Here is a 16,477-nt window from a genome sequence, read left to right on the forward strand (position 1 = left end):
GAGAAGAGGAGGGTACCCATGAAACCGATCAAACTGCCCAAAGAGCAGCGGGAATTGATCACCGAGAATATCCGCGCATACTTCGAAGCCGAACGCGGGGAAACGATTGGCCATCTTGCAGCAGATAATCTGCTGGAGTTCTTCCTGAACGAGCTTGGGCCGGCTGTCTATAACGGGGCACTGAGTGACTGCCGGACACTGGCCTCACAGCGCATGCAGGCGCTGGAGGAAGATATCTACGCTCTGGAGTGGAAAAAGCGTTAGGGCAGAAGACTATACCTTACGCTGCAGAGGGGGAAGCCGCATGTTTAATTATGTCATTGATGAAGAGCTGAAGCTGAAGCTGCTAATGCCGGAGCATGCCCGCCATATGTACGCCCTGGTGGAGCGCTCACGCCACCGGCTCAGGCAGTGGCTGCCTTGGGTGGACGGCGTAGCCGAGCAGGCCCACCTGACTACTTTCATCAAGAATGCCGTGAAGCAGGGCAGTGACAATGGCGGCTTCACGGCCGGACTATGGGTCCGGGAGGAATTAGCAGGGATCATCGGGTATCACGAGATTGACTGGCACAACCGGTCTGTCGGTATTGGCTACTGGCTGGGTGAAGGTTATGAAGGCAACGGCTACATGACCAGCGCCTGCCGGGTATTTGTGGATTATGCCCTGCTGGAGCTGGAGCTCAACCGTGTAGAGATCCGCTGCGCCACGGGTAACACGGCAAGCAGGGCTATTCCCGAGCGGCTCGGCTTCATCTTCGAAGGCGTGATCCGCGAGGCGGAGAAGCTGCCCGCAGGTTATGTGAACCACGCAGTCTACGGTCTGCTGCGCAGCGAATGGAAGCTGCTGGGCTGACAGCAGATTGTAGCTTCACGCTCTGCGGGAAACGGTGCCCGTCCGGTTCAGGGACGGCTTCGTTCGTTTCAGCTAATGGGCAATAAGGGCAGCAGTTGGATAAACAACACTTAATTTCTCACCTTTCGTCTAACAAGGCTGAAACTAACTATTATAGTTGCTGTTTTTCCACTTGTTTCCGGTTATTTACTAGAAGTCGGCGAATTACGATACGTTTTTCTACTCGTTTACTTGCAGGGCAGGGTTGGTGGCTCAGCTCTACTCCCTGCTCCACCAGCTACACCCGCACCACTAGCTCTCCGCGCTATCCGCAGCACCCAGCCAGCCCCGGAATTTCTCCCGGATGCCGGCTGTGAGGCTGTCCAGCCGGGCTAGCTCGTCTAGTCCGGTCTTATCCTTGCGCCCGTGCTCCATTGAGTACAGCACCTGCTTCACAGGGAAACTCCCCGCTCCGCTCTCCCGCTTAATAATCCGGTCACCGGATGCAATCCTGCCTTCACGCAGCACGCGGAAATAGAACCCGCTGTAACCGGTGGACAGCACCCGAGCAGGCATATCCGCCGGTCCATGCTTCTGCGAGAGCTTGAAGCAGGGGAAACGCGGCTGGCTTACCTGCAGCAGTGCCGTACCAATCTCAAAGACATCCCCGATGCATACCTCGGTCTCTAGAAGTCCGCTCACTGTGATATTCTCACCGAATGCGGAGTAGTCCAGCTTCCGGCCAAGCAGCTCTTCCCAGTAGGCATAATGCTCAACCGGATAGACGCAGACAGCCTTGTCGGGGCCCCCGTGGTTTACCAGATCCGCTTGCCCGTCCCCGTCGAAGCCTTCCGCATGAAGCTCCAGCGGACCTGTGACCGGCAGCTTGTAGATTCCCGTTTCCAGCGGTTTGCCGCGGTAATCCACGGTCTTCGGCTTGCCTACATTAAGTGAGACGACTTCCATCTTCATTCCTCCTCGTCCAGCATGCAGCTCATGAATACCTCATCTACATATCTTCCGCCCAGATAGAACTCCTCCCGCAGCCGTCCCTCCTCCTCAAATCCGCATTTGCGGTAGAACGAGAGTGCCGGTGTATTGCAGGAGAGCACACGCAAGCGCAGCTTACGGATTCCATTCTCTGCGGCATGGCGCTTGATCTCTGCAATCAGCCGGCTGCCTACACCCAGGCGCTGGAAGCGCGGATGTACGGCAATATTAACCTCGCATACATGGCGGTTGCTCTCCATTCCGCTAGGACAGCCGAAGCCGACATACCCGCATAGCTCCCCGTCCTGCAAGGCTACAAGCTGGGAGCCTGGCGGTGCATGCAGCAGATAATCCTCCCGGGAGCGCCACATCAGCGGACCGGGTGTTGTCTCCTCTGTCCAGATCATATTATCGAGAATGATCAGCTCACGGGCATCCCTGATTTCAGAGGGACGGATAGTGAAAGCCGAATCCCTGTTTAGTTGTTGCATAACCTTTACACCCCTTGCCTTGCTAAGCAGATAATAAAAGGATTAGTTACAGCGCAGCCGTTTATGCAGTATTGCTCCGGGTCTTCACAGTCCCGCGGTTAACGTAGGCATGGACCGCGAAGAATCCCACGGACAGAACCGCCATCCCGCAGGCCAGCCAGCCTGTCGGCGCAAGGCCCCCTCTGTCGAATTGAATCCCCATCAGATACGGGCCGATAACCCGGCCGACCGCGCCGATACCGCCGCTAAGCCCGAGATAGAAGGGCGCACTGCGCTGGGCATGCTCCGAGATGAAGGATGGCATGGCCGGTGAGATCAGCATCTCACCCAGTGTAGCCAGCACCATCGCCAGCAGCATGCCCGGGTAGCTCGGCATGAACAGTATGACCGCATACCCGCCCAGATAGAATACGGCGCTTGCTGTCATCTGCGCAGTAGAAGTCCCTGCGAACCAGCGTTTGATCAGACTGACCAGCGGCTGCGCGGCAAAGATAAGTACGCCGTTCAGCGTCCAGAGGAAGCCGTATAACTGCTTCGACCAGCCCTCTGAAATAATAAACGGCGATACTCCGGTATTCCAGATCGAATTGCCGATCAGCAGAAACATCGAGCCAATAGCCATGTAAAGATAAATCCGCGTATACCCCAGCAGCTTCCAGCCTGATGCTTCCCCCTGCGGGTGTTTCTTCTGTATTTTCTCGTGAGACGGCGGTGGCGCTGCCCCCACCCTGCGCAGATAGACAAAGAAGAATCCGGCAAACACCGCCGAAGTCACGCCGTTCAGCACAAAGCTCAGCATATAATTGCCTAGGAATCCGCTAAGTGCGGTACCCAGTGCTACCCCGATATTATTCGAGACATAGACGATATTGAACAGCTCTCCGCGCTGCTCCGCGAACCTAAAGCCGATAAAGGCCTGAATAGCCGGGAGAGACAGGGAGTTGAACAAACCCATCAGGCCCATAACTATAATGAATATACTCCAGCTGCCGCTTGCCCATGGAAGAGCAAACAGGGTCAGCGCGTTCATAGCCAGTGCTCCGACAATCAGGCGGTTTACCCCTACCTTGTGATACAAAGATCCGCCCAGCAATTGCCCGGCAATTCCCCCGAGGGATTGGACCAGCAGAACAATTCCCGCATCTTTCATACTGCGTCCCAGCTCATCAAATACATACATCGTAACCAGAGGCCACATCAGCGCACTGCCGGTTGCATTAATGAGACTGGCAATCAAGAATACTTTGACTTCCTTCGGATAGGCCTGCAAAAATCTCATAACTTGTCTTTCATCCCCTGTAACATAGGTGTCATTAATCCATCCAGTATCATCTGAAAACAGGAGGAAGAGCAAGTTCCTGCGTTAATGCTTTATCACATAGAATCGCTGAATTCACTGTCGCGATATTCCTAATCACTTCACGACTGAAGTGCTGTTTATATTCTATAACCTCATCTTCTGCACGTAAAGAAAATAGGTCGATATGACCTGATTCGTTCCCCGCAGGCCAGGGTAATAGTGCATATGAAACACTCCCTATTTATTCGCCGTGAATCCGATTTCGTTCCCCCGAGTCGGATATGCACGGCGAATTTTGTTGTGCCCTGAAGTTATTCCAGGCAGAGTCCGGGTTACAAGTAGAAACGGCTGCGCCGTCCCTAAGAGGACGGTATCCGTTTCAGCGAGAAATTGAAGGATAAGTTATCGTGTGAAACATACAAATTCTTATATTTACACAAAAAACACTTCCTGTCTCTCTGCGATTCCCATAAAACAGGGTGCCGAGAAGCCAGGAAGTGCTTGGGCCAAACTATTGAACATGCCGGTCATCACCGGCGGATTATGAATTAAGCGTGTTTCTTCACACCTGCAGCGGAGATTCCTTCAACAGCCGTTACAGCTACCGGCTCCTTACGCAGGTAAGCCATCCAGTAAGCCGCTGCGACGAAGATCGCGCCGCCCGTAAGATTGCCCAGCCATACCGGGGCAAAGTTGGCGAAATACTGCGCCCACGTGAAATGTCCTTCGAAGATGGCAGCAGGGATAAGGAACATGTTAGCTACAACGTGCTGGAAGCCGATGGCAACAAACGCCATTGTCGGGAACCAGATACCGAGGATTTTGCCGCTGAAATTATCTGCTCCATAGGAGAGCCACACTGCCAGCGCCACGAGCCAGTTACAGCCGATCCCGGAGATAAAGGCCTGCAGGAAGGTCGCATCAATCTTGTGCTCAGCCATACTCACCAGCTTCTCCAGATACACCCCGTCCGATGTAAGGCCAACGACATGACCGAAGAAATAAGCAACGAACAGGGCACCTGCCAGGTTGCTGAGTGTAATCAGCACCAGGTTCTTAATCACTTCCCAGAACGAAATCTTCTTCGCAATAAAAGCAAGCGGCACCGCCATCATGTTGCCTGTCAGCAGCTCTCCTCCGGCAAGCAGCACCAGTATAAGCCCTACCGGGAATACCGCAGCTCCGATGAAGTTAGCGATAGACCCCCACTCGGCAGGCGCACCTGCAATGACACGAATATCCAGCAAAAATCCAAGCGCAATAAACGCTCCTCCCAGGAAACCGAGAATAAGTACAGTGCTGAGCGGATTGTGCGCTTTCTTGACTCCGTTCTCTACCGTTACTTCGGCGATCCCCTGCGGTTTGTTATAAGCCATGATTCCTATCCCCTTCTAATTACTTAAAATTTGTTCCTTTATGCCATTGTAACGTGATCACAATCACATTAACGTGATAAAAATCACTCTCGGAAAACCTAAGTGAAAGTTTTCACTGACATGTCAAATTTACCATAAAAGCTTAGGCGGCGGAATATTTTTCTCGTTCGGACCCGGAATTAATAGTTAAAAACACAAAAAAAAGGAGCCCTTAACGGGCCCCGCAATATCAGGGGGTTTAGACGTGTACTGGTTCTTTAACGGCAACTGTCTTGGGCAGTGCCTGAAGTCCTGCAGTGTTCAGGAAGTTCCAAGGCTTGTTGTAGTGCGGCTGGAAGAAGAAATCAATGAAGGCCAGCTGGTCCACGGTCATTTTATTCTGAATACAAACCGAAACGGTATTGATCGACTGCGTCAGATCCATCTTGGACATAATCTGTGCCCCAAGAATGCGGCGGGTCGCACGTTCAAAGACGACTTTTACCTGAACCTGCTCGAATGTCGGCATAAACTCCGGACGGTAGTTGTCAATTAGCATTACACTTTCAGCATCCATACCCTCGGCTTTGGCGGCATCCTCGGTAAGTCCTGTACCGGCAATATTATCTTCATAAATCTTGATGCCTGATGTTCCCTGCGTGCCCATATAAGGAATCGTGTTCGAGACCAGATTGCGGGCTACCAGGGTCCCCATGCGTACAGCGTTCGTGGCGAGCGGAATATAAGCATGTTTGCCGGTCGGGTTGTAATGAATCGCACAGCTGTCACCAGCGGCATATACATCCGGCAGGCTGGTCTGCATGTAATCGTTGACCATAATCGCGCCGTTCGGAAGCATATCGACTTGACCCTTGAGCAGCTCTGTATTCGGACGGAAGCCGATGCAGAGAATGACCAGATCGGTTTCATGCTCTCCCTTGCTTGTAATGACCTTAGTCACTTTGCCGTTCTCTCCGGCGAATGCTGCAACCTTCTCTCCAAGCGCAAGCTTGATGCCGTGCTCTTCAAGAGATTGTTGAATCGGAGCCGTAAATTCCTCATCCAGATATTTGCTCAGAATGCGGTCTTCCCCGTCGATCAGGGTAACTTCCTTGCCGTTCATCTGAAAAGCTTCAACCAGCTCAACGCCGATATAACCGGCTCCGACTACTGTAATTCTTTTCACCTTCTGCGCTTGTTCAATAATGGTGTTGGAGTGATTATAATTCTTCGAGAGCAGAATCCCCTCCAGCTCTATACCTTCCAGCTTAGGCACAATCGGCCATGAGCCTGTTGTCATAATCAGCTTGTCGTACGTATCTTCAAATTCTTCGCCTGTAGCGAGGTTGCGGGCCTTCAAGGTTTTGCGGGCGGTATCCACATTCGTCACTTCATGGCGCATCTTCGTTTGCACACCCAGTGCTGCAAGCTGTTCCGGGGAAGAATAAAACAATCCCTGCGGGTCCTTGACGACTCCCCCTACGTAAAGCGCTATTCCGCAAGACAGGAACGATATGTTATCGTTGCGCTCATAAACCGTAATCTGGGCATCCGGGTACAGCTGTGCGGTATTAACAATTGCGGCGGTTCCGGCGTGTGTGCATCCAATGACTGCTACTTTCATGATTTCTTCCTCCTCCAATTTACAAGCCTGTTTCTCTGTTGTTGTGATTAATTTCACTTTATATACTGATTATATTGTGATATTTATCACATTACAAGTACTTTTGTGAATTTTCTCACATTGTTCACAATTTCAATTTTTAATTATCTGCACGGGTTTTATTTTCGCCTTGCATTAGTTTCCCCCGCCAGTAGGACATTATGTCTGTCAGCAGCAGGAAGCAGCAGGAAGCAGCGATAGGGTATGAAACTGTATAAATTCTAATCTTTGCAGCAAAAAAAGCCCCACTTTACCGCAAACCTTCTGCGGAACAAGTGAGGCTCTATCTAATGGATGGATGGCTGCCGCCTGCCTGCGGCCAAAAAACCTTTTATTCTAAACCGGAAATCACACCATCTTCATCAACCTGCAGCCCTTCTGCGGCTGGTTTGGCGGGAAGTCCCGGCATTGTGACAATGTTCCCTGTGATGACTACAGCAAAACCTGCGCCAAGGGACAGCGTAATATCCCGGACACCCATGGTGAAGCCTTCCGGTGCTCCAAGCAGCCTCGGCTGATCAGAGAAGGAATATGGCGTTTTGGCCATACAGACCTGAAGCTGGTGCAGGCCCAGCCTGTCAATCACAGCCAAACTGCGTTTGGCTGCCGGAGAAAAGGCCACTTCTGCGCCATGGTAGATTTCGGTGACGATTTTATTGATTTTGGACGGGATATCCAGGTTGTCTTCATACAGCGGCGCGAACTTTACGGCTTCTTCCCGGTCCAGCAGCTTCTTCAGCTCCTGCGCCAGTTCCAGCCCGCCTGCGCTTCCCTCGGCCCATACCTTGGAGATAGCCGCAGGCACACCCAGCCGGCGGCAGGCCTCCAGCACATCGTTAATCTCCGCCGGGGCATCTCCTTCAAAGTGATTGAGGGCAACGAGTACAGGCACACCGAATTTGCCAAGATTCTCAATATGGCGCTCCATATTGGACAATCCGGAGAGCAGCGCCGCCCGGTTGCCGGCATACAGCTCTTCTTTGCGGACGCCTCCGTTATATTTCAGTGATTTCACTGTAACCACCAGCACTGCGGCAGAAGGGGTCAGGCCGGCCTGGCGGCATTTAATATCCATGAACTTCTCGGCACCAAGATCTGCGCCAAAGCCCGCTTCAGTCACTACCACGTCTGCGAGCTTCAGGGCATAGCGGGTTCCGATTACACTGCTGCAGCCGTGGGCAATATTAGCGAAGGGTCCGCCATGCACAATCACGGGCGTGCCTTCAATCGTCTGCACCAGATTAGGCTTGACCGCTTCCTTGAGCAGTGCAGTCATCGCCTCTACAGCTCCTATATCCTTGGCGGTTATTGGCTGTCCCAGCGTATCATAACCGATCAGCATCCGGCTCAGCCGTGTTTTGAGATCCGCGAGGTCATTGCAGAGACACAGCACAGCCATAATCTCTGAAGCCGTCGTGATCTGGAAGCCGCTCTCCCGCACCGTCCCGTTGCCGTCGCCAAGACCGGTCACAATATTCCGCAGGCTGCGGTCATTCATATCCATCACACGTTTCCAAACTATCCGTTGCGAGTCCAGGTTCAAGGCGTTGCCCTGAAAAATATGATTATCGATCATCGCGGAGAGCAGGTTATGCGCAGAGGTCACCGCATGGATATCCCCGGTGAAATGCAGATTGATCTCATCTGCCGGAACAATCTGCGCCTTGCCTCCGCCGGTTGCGCCGCCCTTCATGCCCAGGCAGGGTCCAAGCGAAGGTTCACGTAGTGCCGCTACCGTCTTGATTCCCGCCACATTCAGCGCCTGGGATAATCCGATGGTCGTCAAGGTTTTGCCTTCACCCGCCGGTGTAGGGTTAACTGCCGTAACCAGGACCAGCTTGCCGTCCGGTTTGTGCTTCAGCTCTGCCCACAGGGACGGCGACAGTTTGCTTTTATACTTACCATACAACTCCAGATGCTCTTCATTGATTCCTGCTGCCGATGCTACCTCTGTTATTAACCTCATGCCTTTATGAAACCCTCCTGCCGTTATTATCCTGCACCCCATAATTCTTTATGCAATCTCCGTAGATGAGTGAAACATTCCTCTTCAAAGGATACAGTGTCTCTGAAAAGATTCAAGGATAATTTTCATACGGGGGATACTTCCGTCTATACAGCCAAGCAGAAACGGCTTGCTTAGATATCAAAAAAACCCCCGGACAGGGTGCGCGTGCACCAAATCCGGGAGCGGACTATTTTGTGACAAGACATACTTATTTCAGCAGAGATTCAATAAGGTCCTTCATACTCTCCGGTGATTCCTTCGGCTCCACACGCGCCACCACATTACCGCTGCGGTCTACCAGAAACTTCGTGAAGTTCCACTGGATATCGCTGCTCTCCCCGTCACCCGGCTGCTGGCCCTTCAAATATTGGAACAGCAGGCTTGCCTCCGGCCCATTCACATCTACCTTGGCAAACACCGGGAAAGTAACGCCGTAATTGATCTGACAAAAGGCTTCTGCTTCCTCACTGGTACCCGGCTCCTGTCCGGCAAACTGGTTGCAGGGGAACCCCAGCACAACAAGCCCTTGATCTCCGTATTGCTCGTACAGCTTCTGCAAATCTCCGTATTGCGGGGTAAGCCCGCACTTGCTGGCCGTATTGGCGATCAGCAGCACCTTGCCCTCATAGTCCTTAAACGCCACTTCTGTACCCGAAGGTGTGACTCCGGCAAAACTATAGATCGACATCCTGCTTCGCTTCCTTTCGGCTGTATGTTCGTATTTACCCTGGCGGCTTATAGAGTCCATGCCCTTATGCGGCTTATGCAGCTCATGCATCACTACGGGCATTCCTCTTTATTTTATCCTATTGGCAGCGTGATACAAAATTTCAGGCTCCGATTGCGTTGCGGATGGCAGCAGCAAGGATAATCGTTAAGTGAGCAGCCCACTTTGGGCCGCATTGTACTCGGTTTATCGAGTACAGTGGGCTGGTTCACCCCGCAGTGACACATTGTACTCGGTTTATCGCATACATTGGGCTCGTTTACCTTTGCAGTGACGCACCGATTGTACTCGGTTTTCCGCATACATTGGGCTCGTTTACCCCGCAGTGACACATTGTACTCGGTTTTTCAAGTACATTGGGCTCATTTACCTTCGCTGTGACACATTGTACTCGGTTTTTCAAGTACATTGGGCTCGTTTACCTTCGCAGTGACAGATTGTACTCGGTTTTCCGCATACATTGGGCTCGTTTACCCCGCAGTGACACATTGTACTCGGTTTTCCGCATACATTGGGCTCGTTTACCCCGCAGTGACACATTGTACTCGGTTTTCCGCATACATTGGGCTCTCGTTTACCTTCACAGCCAGCCCACTTTCAGCGGATTTAGGGTACAATTATGCTCTTCAGCTTCATATCCAGCGTCCCTGGAAAGCTACACCCTTCGCGTCAGCCCGCAGGCTTCGGCAATAAGCCGGACGGATGCCAGCTTATCCTCAAAGCTGTGAATATGCGATGAAATCATCAGCTCCCCGCATTGATATTCCTCCGCCAGCGCCTGCAATTGCTCCCTGACTTCCCTCGGCGACCCTACGACCATCCGCTTACGGTTATCCTTAATGGAGAACCTGTCATAAGGTGTATATGTATAATTCATAGCAGTTTCTACAGAAGGAGTGGCGGTGGAGAGATGCTCTTTCTCCAGCAGTACCAGCGACAGATCCATGCTGGCGGCCAGGCGGTCGGCTTCCTCAGAGGTTCTGGCACAGACAGCAAAAACTGCCACCAGCGATTGTGGCGTTGCAGCAGCACGGGATGGAGCGAAGCTATCCGCATACTCCCGCACCGCTTCCGCACCCCCGTTCCCGTTGATAAACCGGGCAAAGGCATATCCGGTCCCCAGCCGGGCGGAGAGCGCCGCACTGGCACTGCTTGAACCCAGCAGCCAGATTTCCGGTGCTGTACTCACGGCAGGTGTAGCCTGCAGTCCGGCATAGCGGTGTGGAGGTTCCACAGCCCCTGTCTCATCAGACTCATGCAGAAAAGCAATGAGCTCCTTAAGCTGCTGCTCATAACGGTCTATATCCTCAGGATTCACACGGTTATCCTGCAGCGCCCTGGCGGACAGCGCACTGCCGCCTGCTGCTCTGCCCACACCCAGATCGATCCGCCCGGGATACAAGGCTTCCATGACGCGGAAGTTCTCGGCGACCTTGTAAGCACTGTAATGCGGGAGCAGCACAGCTCCTGAGCCGATGCGGATCTCCGAAGTTACAGCAGCCAGATGAGCCATCAGCACCTCCGGACTGGAGCCGGCCAGTCCGGGCGCCGCGTGATGCTCAGCAACCCAGAAGCGGTGATACCCGAGACGCTCTGCTTCGCGGGCCAGCAATGCTGTCTGGGCCAGTGCCTCCGCAGGCGAGCTCCCTTCAGACACCGGCGATTGATCCAGAATGCTTAATTTCATATAGGATCAGCTCCAATGGGTTGGATTTTGTCTTCGGCTTTAAATATATCTTGGAGTTTTGCGGCAGTAATCATCATATTCCTGTCCGAATACAAGTCTTAGATGTTTCTCTTCCTGCAGTATCAACAGGTGAATAGCTAGAACGTTAAGCACCAGAATGATCAGGGTCAAGAAATTGGGATACATCAAATACAAACCCGAGAACATAAGATCAAAGCCGACAAAAGCAACGTTCCGGCTATATCTATACACCCCCCGGGTGATAAGCTTAGTCGTTGCAGACTTATCTATCCCGACTCTCCATGAGGTACGCATTGATGTCATAGCGAGAATGAACACTGCACATCCTAAACTAACTATACCCACACCGGCGAAGTTAACAACCGGAAGATTATAATGCCAGCCTATAAAATCGACAAAATAAGGTTCAGCTAATGACATAGAGAACCATGTAGCCCCCCAAATGAATGTAGCTATTTTAACTAATCGTTCTGTTAATTTTATTCCGGAGCTTTTCTTGCCTTTGGCCAGCACATTGGCCTTAATGCTGTTCTTTCTGTACAGAATCACAAGCTTTAACACATAAGAAACCAGGAAAATACAGAATACAATCAGGGATAAAATATTAAGAGTACCCATTATAAATTCACTCCCTCAAACATATGAATAGTTGATCATATATTAAATTAATTGTATCCCCTAACCATTTACTTGTCAAAAGCCTTCCGCGCAGATGAAAAGGCGGTCCCGTTACCGTCACGGAACCGCCTAAGCTGAAGCGGGATAGCTGATAAGCCGCTGGTGTTCATCATTTAAGAATATACTGGCTACCTCTTAATGCTGCACCATCTTCACCAGCATATGCGCCAGCCGGTGGCGCTCTTCTTTGTTTCCGGCCTTCCACAATTCCAGCAGCAGCTTCTCCTCACTGTTGCGGGGCTCTTCGTACGCCGCCAGATAATCGGCGATTTTCTCGGCAGCCACAGCCAGCTGCTCATCGCTGAGCCCGATTTTCTGCGCTAGGTGGATGCGCTTTCCCAAGTAGCTTTTGAAATCCTCGAAATTGTTCAGGATCATTTCCTTCTGCCCCGGCTCAATCCGGTCCAGCGCATCGTTCACCCGGTGCATCGTCACACTTCCGTCCTTGCTCACCACATGATTATGTTCAGACATACAGAACACCTCCCATTTATTAGTGTGCGGTTTCCCACTAATTAACCAGAGGCCCCGCGGGTGAACCAAACGAAGCCCGCCGAAGGATATAGTAGGATTGATCATCATCCCGTGACACACCGCCTTCCTGCGCAGACTGGAACTTGTCAGTACTCTCCTGGCACGGGCTGCTAGTGACGCGGACTGAGAATCGCTTATTCGGGCAGAACGGCCGTATTTGCAGATCAAGCGGACTCAGAATCCCTTATATATCCGCAGATCCTCATTTCAGACAAAAACACATATGATAACGGAATCTCAGTCCGCTTCGGCGCCAATATGATGATTAATGGAGAAATAAGCGCTTCTCAGTCCGCTTGCGTCAGGTTCAGCTATTCAACTATATAAACCCCATTTAGCAACAACCCTACAACTACCGTTCAGCTGCTGTGTGGGACTGGAGGAATACATCAATTCCATAAGCTTGATTCGTTGCCGGCAGAAAGACTCTTAGGAAGCTCTGTAGACATAAATGTTGTACGTTCTGCAACTTTGATTCCTTGATAGCAGGGCGTTCGGGCGGATTTTCGTATAAAAATACAAGAATAATCCTGATAAACCCCTTGAACACAGTGAAATCCTTCCTTTTATACAACATTTTGGACTTGCGCCGATAGGATGAGGGAAATGTTGTATTTTGGGCAGGATTTTGTATAAAGTTACTCTATTTCTGCCCCAGATAGCTGATGATTCGGTGAATTCCAACGACAACTACAGCAACCACGGTAAATACGTAAATACGTAAATATGGCATTACGGCAATAGCAGACGCCCGGAAGTCCAACTATTCAGAGGGTGAAGGATAGAATATAGAATAAAACCACAAAAAGACCCCGTGAACCATGGGGCCGGCTGTACATCGATTTCACATTAATTCGACACCGGAACGGCATCATAATATTCTTCGAGGGTAATCCCTCTCTCCGATACGGACGCGGCAATCTCCTTCCCTACATAACGGACATGCCAAGGCTCATAAATATATCCGGTGATCGCCTGCTTGCCTTCGAGGAACCGTATAATATATCCGTATTCAGCGGCATGATCCGCAAGCCATTCAGCTTCCTTCGTACCGGCAAAGCAGCTTTCGGCCGCACATTTGCCATCACTGCCGGACAGGTCTATCGCCAGACCCGTCTGATGCTCGCTGTGTCCGGGCAACGCACTGTAGGTACGGGCTTTCTCTTCACCATCCCGGGCTACATAGTTATTGAACAGCCTTCTCTGGGTCGCTTCCGAACGGTAGCCGGATACGCCGGCCAGATAAATACCGTCCTTCTTCGCTCCGGCAAACATCTCCTCCAGCGCCGTGGCAGCTTCACGCCGCAGCATCCGCTTCTCGATCTTCTCCGAGAAAATAAAAGGCACATCAGGATAGACCAGATCGGCCGGCTTATATTTGTCAGGCAATCTGTACTGCTTATTAACCATGACCGCGATACTCTCCGGTTCGGCGGCAACCATCTCTGCGTCACCATTACTGCCCGAATCCGTAGCCGCCGGCTTATCCGTAGGGGCAGGCTTGTCCGTAGGGGCAGGCCTGTCCGTTGGTTCCGGAGCCCCGGCCGCATTATTCTCCCCGCTCGTTGAATCCGCCGGGGCTTCAGTTACAGCCGGCTCTGGCTCAGCCCCTGTATTATTGCCGGAGCCCTGCTCCTGGCTGTCCGGATCTGCGTTTGGCAGTGCTGAAGTCTCCGGCGCCGTACCCGGCCCTGCCCCGAGATCGGTACCTGTATTTATATTCGTTCCGTCTTCCCGGGAAGCGGATGGGCTAGTATACTTCCCGATTCCCCAGCCGACAGCAATGACAACGATGAACATGATGACAATCTTGGTAGTTCTGGACATATGCAGTTTCGTTCCTCCTAAAAATCTGTATTCTTCCCAAAAGCTTAGTCTGGTAAACATGAATGCTAAGCTATGCCAGCTTCCCGTACAGATCTTCTTCTGATGTGAAGCGGAGCTGTTCATGCATTTATTAGACAGGCTGAAGGGCCGAAATGTTTCAGTCCGGGCTGATAAATGTGCAGTAGCCCCTTAAAACAAATATTACCATAGAACAATTAGCCGATACGCTAACCGCCCTATGGTAACAAGTTTCACTTATGAATGTAAAGCGCCTTTATCTGGATGAGCCGCGTCCGCCGCGTGAACCGCCGCCGGAGCCGCCACTGCGTCCGCCGCGCGATGAGGTTCCGCCGCTGCTGCGTCCGCCCGAGCTGAAGCCGCCTTTGCCGCCCTTGGAGCCGCCGCCGGCACTATAACCGCCGCGTGAGCCGCCGCCCTTGGTAGCGGGCGCGCCTGAGCCGCCGCCTTCATTGCTGCGGGCTACATGCGCCCGGAATTTCGGGCTCGACTTCGCTCCGCCCGGGTTGTACCCGGCACCGGAGCCGGCGCCCTTCGAAGCACCATAGCTGAATCCGCCGGCATCCGCGCCTCTGGATACATTGGTGCTGTAGCCGCTGCTCGGGCCGCCGCTTCTGGCACCGCCACCCTTATTGCCGCCGCGTCCGCCTGCGGCATTCGCTCCAGCGGCATAACCCGGAGCCGGGCTGCTGTCGCCGCCGCTGGCGAAGGCGCCGTAGCCGCCGCCCGGTCTTGGCTTCGCCGCGCTCTTGCCGGCGGAGTCGCCGCCCCGCGGAGCCGCAGCCGCGCTGTACGCGCTGCGCTTGCCGCCACCGCCTGCCGCGTCCTTACGGCTGCGGCTTCCGCCTTCCGCAGGCGCACCCCAGCCGCCTGCTTCCTTGCCGCCGCGTCCGCGTCCGCCCGGACGCCCTGCGGCTTCCGCGCGCGGAGCACCGCCGCTGCGGCCCTGCCCGCGGCCGCCGCGTCCAGCGCGCGCCGCTTCAGGCGCTGCGCTCTGCCGCCCGCCGCGCGGCGAGCCGCCGCCTTGCACAGAGGTGAATTCGCCAACGCCGAATTCATCCTTCTCGTACCGGCGGCGGTCCAGCCGCTGGGAAATGCCGTGCTCGATCAGTTCGAGCCCGGCGCGTTCACGCGGCGAAGAGAACGTGATCGCAAGGCCCTTGCCTCCGGCGCGGCCCGTGCGGCCGATCCGGTGAATATAGCTGTCCGCATCCAGCGGAAGATCGTAGTTGAAGATGTGGGTGATGCCTTCCACATCAAGCCCGCGGGCTGCTACATCCGTAGCAACCAGCAGCTGCAGCTTGGCATCGCGGAACCGCTTCATGACGGCTTCGCGTTTGCCCTGGGACAAGTCGCCGTGCAATTCGTCGCAGTCATACCCGGCTGCCTGCAGCGCTTCGTTCAGCTTGATGGCCCGGCGTTTGGTCCGGCAGAAAATAATAGCCAGATACGGACGGTCCCGCTCAATCAGGGCAATAAGCGCTTCTTCCTTATTGCGGTCAGAGCATTCCACCACCTGCTGGCGGATATTGTCCAGCGGAATTGGAGACCCGCTCTTGATAATGATATCGAGCGGTTCTTTCATATAATTCGCAGCCAGCCGTTTGATCGGGTCCGGTATTGTCGCAGAGAACAGCATCGTCTGGCGGCGGTAAGGCACAGCCGTAATGATCGTCTCTACATCCTCCAGGAAGCCCATGTGGAGCATCTGGTCCGCTTCATCCAGCACCAGCATCTTCACGCCGCCAAGGTCCAGCGTCTCCCGGCGCAGGTGATCCAGCAGCCGTCCCGGCGTTCCGATAATCAGATGTCTGCCGCCTTCCAGCTTGCGGAGCTGCTTCTCCACATCCTGTCCGCCATAGACTGCCAGAATCTTCACTCCCGTATGCCGCGCCAGCTTGCGCGCTTCTTCGGTAATCTGCAGTGCGAGTTCACGCGTCGGCGCAAGAATAAGCGCCTGCGGATAAGCCGCCTCTACCCGGATCTTGTCCATAATCGGCAGCAGGAAAGCCAGCGTCTTCCCTGTTCCCGTCTTAGCACGGGCGATAACGTCCAGACCCTCTACGAGCGGCGGGATCGCTTCTTCCTGCACCGGCGTCGGTTTCACGATTCCCTGCCCCTTGAGCAGATCGTTTAGTACTTCAGAAACTCCTAATTCTTTAAAACCCGGCAATTGCTCCACCTCACTATTTTCCCTAAGTTTTCACTTCATAACTTATATTCATCCATTTATCGGAGTAATGTACGCATTCACAAGGCTTGGCCTGCGGCATAAGCCCGTTATCAGGCGGCAACGGCTGCACCGTCCTGCATAGTGTGCTGTGCCAGGACAGCCAGTCCAGTTAT

The 16,477-nt window shown here is 53.2% G+C and carries 14 protein-coding genes; 2 read left to right on the forward strand and 12 right to left on the reverse strand.

The window, feature by feature from the left end:
- The first annotated feature begins 18 nt into the window (after window positions 1–18).
- Window positions 19–264, forward strand: coding sequence for a DUF2164 domain-containing protein (locus R50912_RS30800; protein WP_042240376.1), 246 nt, complete (start codon window positions 19–21; stop codon window positions 262–264).
- Window positions 265–304: 40 nt separating this feature from the next.
- Entirely contained in the window at window positions 305–853 is a 549-nt protein-coding gene (locus tag R50912_RS30805; protein ID WP_039309141.1) for a GNAT family N-acetyltransferase, read from the forward strand.
- Between the two features lie 291 nt (window positions 854–1,144).
- Here R50912_RS30805 and R50912_RS30810 read toward each other — a convergent pair whose 3' ends face one another.
- The 12 genes from R50912_RS30810 to R50912_RS30870 all read right to left on the reverse strand — a co-directional run bounded on the left by R50912_RS30810 (window position 1,145) and on the right by R50912_RS30870 (window position 16,304).
- Window positions 1,145–1,804: an MOSC domain-containing protein gene (locus R50912_RS30810; RefSeq protein ID WP_042240379.1), complete on the reverse strand. Its 660-nt coding sequence runs from the start codon at window positions 1,802–1,804 to the stop codon at window positions 1,145–1,147.
- The gene (locus tag R50912_RS30815; protein ID WP_042240382.1) at window positions 1,801–2,313 is read right to left on the reverse strand and encodes a GNAT family N-acetyltransferase; all 513 of its coding nucleotides are present in this window, start codon (window positions 2,311–2,313) and stop codon (window positions 1,801–1,803) included. Before R50912_RS30815 ends, R50912_RS30810 begins: the two co-directional genes overlap by 4 nt.
- Window positions 2,314–2,374: 61 nt before the next feature.
- Window positions 2,375–3,592, reverse strand: a complete 1,218-nt coding sequence (locus R50912_RS30820) for an MFS transporter (protein WP_042240385.1) — start codon at window positions 3,590–3,592, stop codon at window positions 2,375–2,377.
- Between the two features lie 569 nt (window positions 3,593–4,161).
- On the reverse strand, window positions 4,162–4,989 hold the full coding sequence (locus R50912_RS30825) for a formate/nitrite transporter family protein (RefSeq protein ID WP_042240388.1): 828 nt from the start codon (window positions 4,987–4,989) through the stop codon (window positions 4,162–4,164).
- A gap of 238 nt (window positions 4,990–5,227) precedes the next feature.
- Complete coding sequence (locus tag R50912_RS30830) at window positions 5,228–6,592, reverse strand: FAD-dependent oxidoreductase (protein WP_042140284.1); 1,365 nt, start codon at window positions 6,590–6,592, stop codon at window positions 5,228–5,230.
- 370 nt (window positions 6,593–6,962) lie between these two features.
- Window positions 6,963–8,597, reverse strand: coding sequence for a formate--tetrahydrofolate ligase (locus R50912_RS30835; protein ID WP_042240391.1), 1,635 nt, complete (start codon window positions 8,595–8,597; stop codon window positions 6,963–6,965).
- A gap of 250 nt (window positions 8,598–8,847) precedes the next feature.
- On the reverse strand, window positions 8,848–9,327 hold the full coding sequence (locus R50912_RS30840) for a glutathione peroxidase (RefSeq protein WP_042243697.1): 480 nt from the start codon (window positions 9,325–9,327) through the stop codon (window positions 8,848–8,850).
- Between the two features lie 694 nt (window positions 9,328–10,021).
- Complete coding sequence (locus R50912_RS30845; protein WP_042240394.1) at window positions 10,022–11,053, reverse strand: LLM class flavin-dependent oxidoreductase; 1,032 nt, start codon at window positions 11,051–11,053, stop codon at window positions 10,022–10,024.
- Between the two features lie 39 nt (window positions 11,054–11,092).
- Window positions 11,093–11,692 (reverse strand): methyltransferase family protein, encoded by a 600-nt coding sequence (locus R50912_RS30850; protein ID WP_042240399.1) that lies wholly within the window; start codon window positions 11,690–11,692, stop codon window positions 11,093–11,095.
- 195 nt (window positions 11,693–11,887) lie between these two features.
- A complete protein-coding gene (locus R50912_RS30855; protein WP_039309166.1) occupies window positions 11,888–12,226 on the reverse strand; it encodes a DUF3243 domain-containing protein in 339 nt (112 codons plus the stop codon).
- A 909-nt stretch (window positions 12,227–13,135) separates the two neighbouring features.
- Window positions 13,136–14,113 (reverse strand): D-alanyl-D-alanine carboxypeptidase family protein, encoded by a 978-nt coding sequence (locus R50912_RS30865; RefSeq protein ID WP_052416773.1) that lies wholly within the window; start codon window positions 14,111–14,113, stop codon window positions 13,136–13,138.
- Between the two features lie 274 nt (window positions 14,114–14,387).
- Window positions 14,388–16,304: a DEAD/DEAH box helicase gene (locus R50912_RS30870; RefSeq protein ID WP_063840087.1), complete on the reverse strand. Its 1,917-nt coding sequence runs from the start codon at window positions 16,302–16,304 to the stop codon at window positions 14,388–14,390.
- Between the last annotated feature and the right edge of the window lie 173 nt (window positions 16,305–16,477).

The organism is Paenibacillus sp. FSL R5-0912 (assembly GCF_000758605.1).
Classification (GTDB): Bacteria; Bacillota; Bacilli; order Paenibacillales; family Paenibacillaceae; genus Paenibacillus_AQ.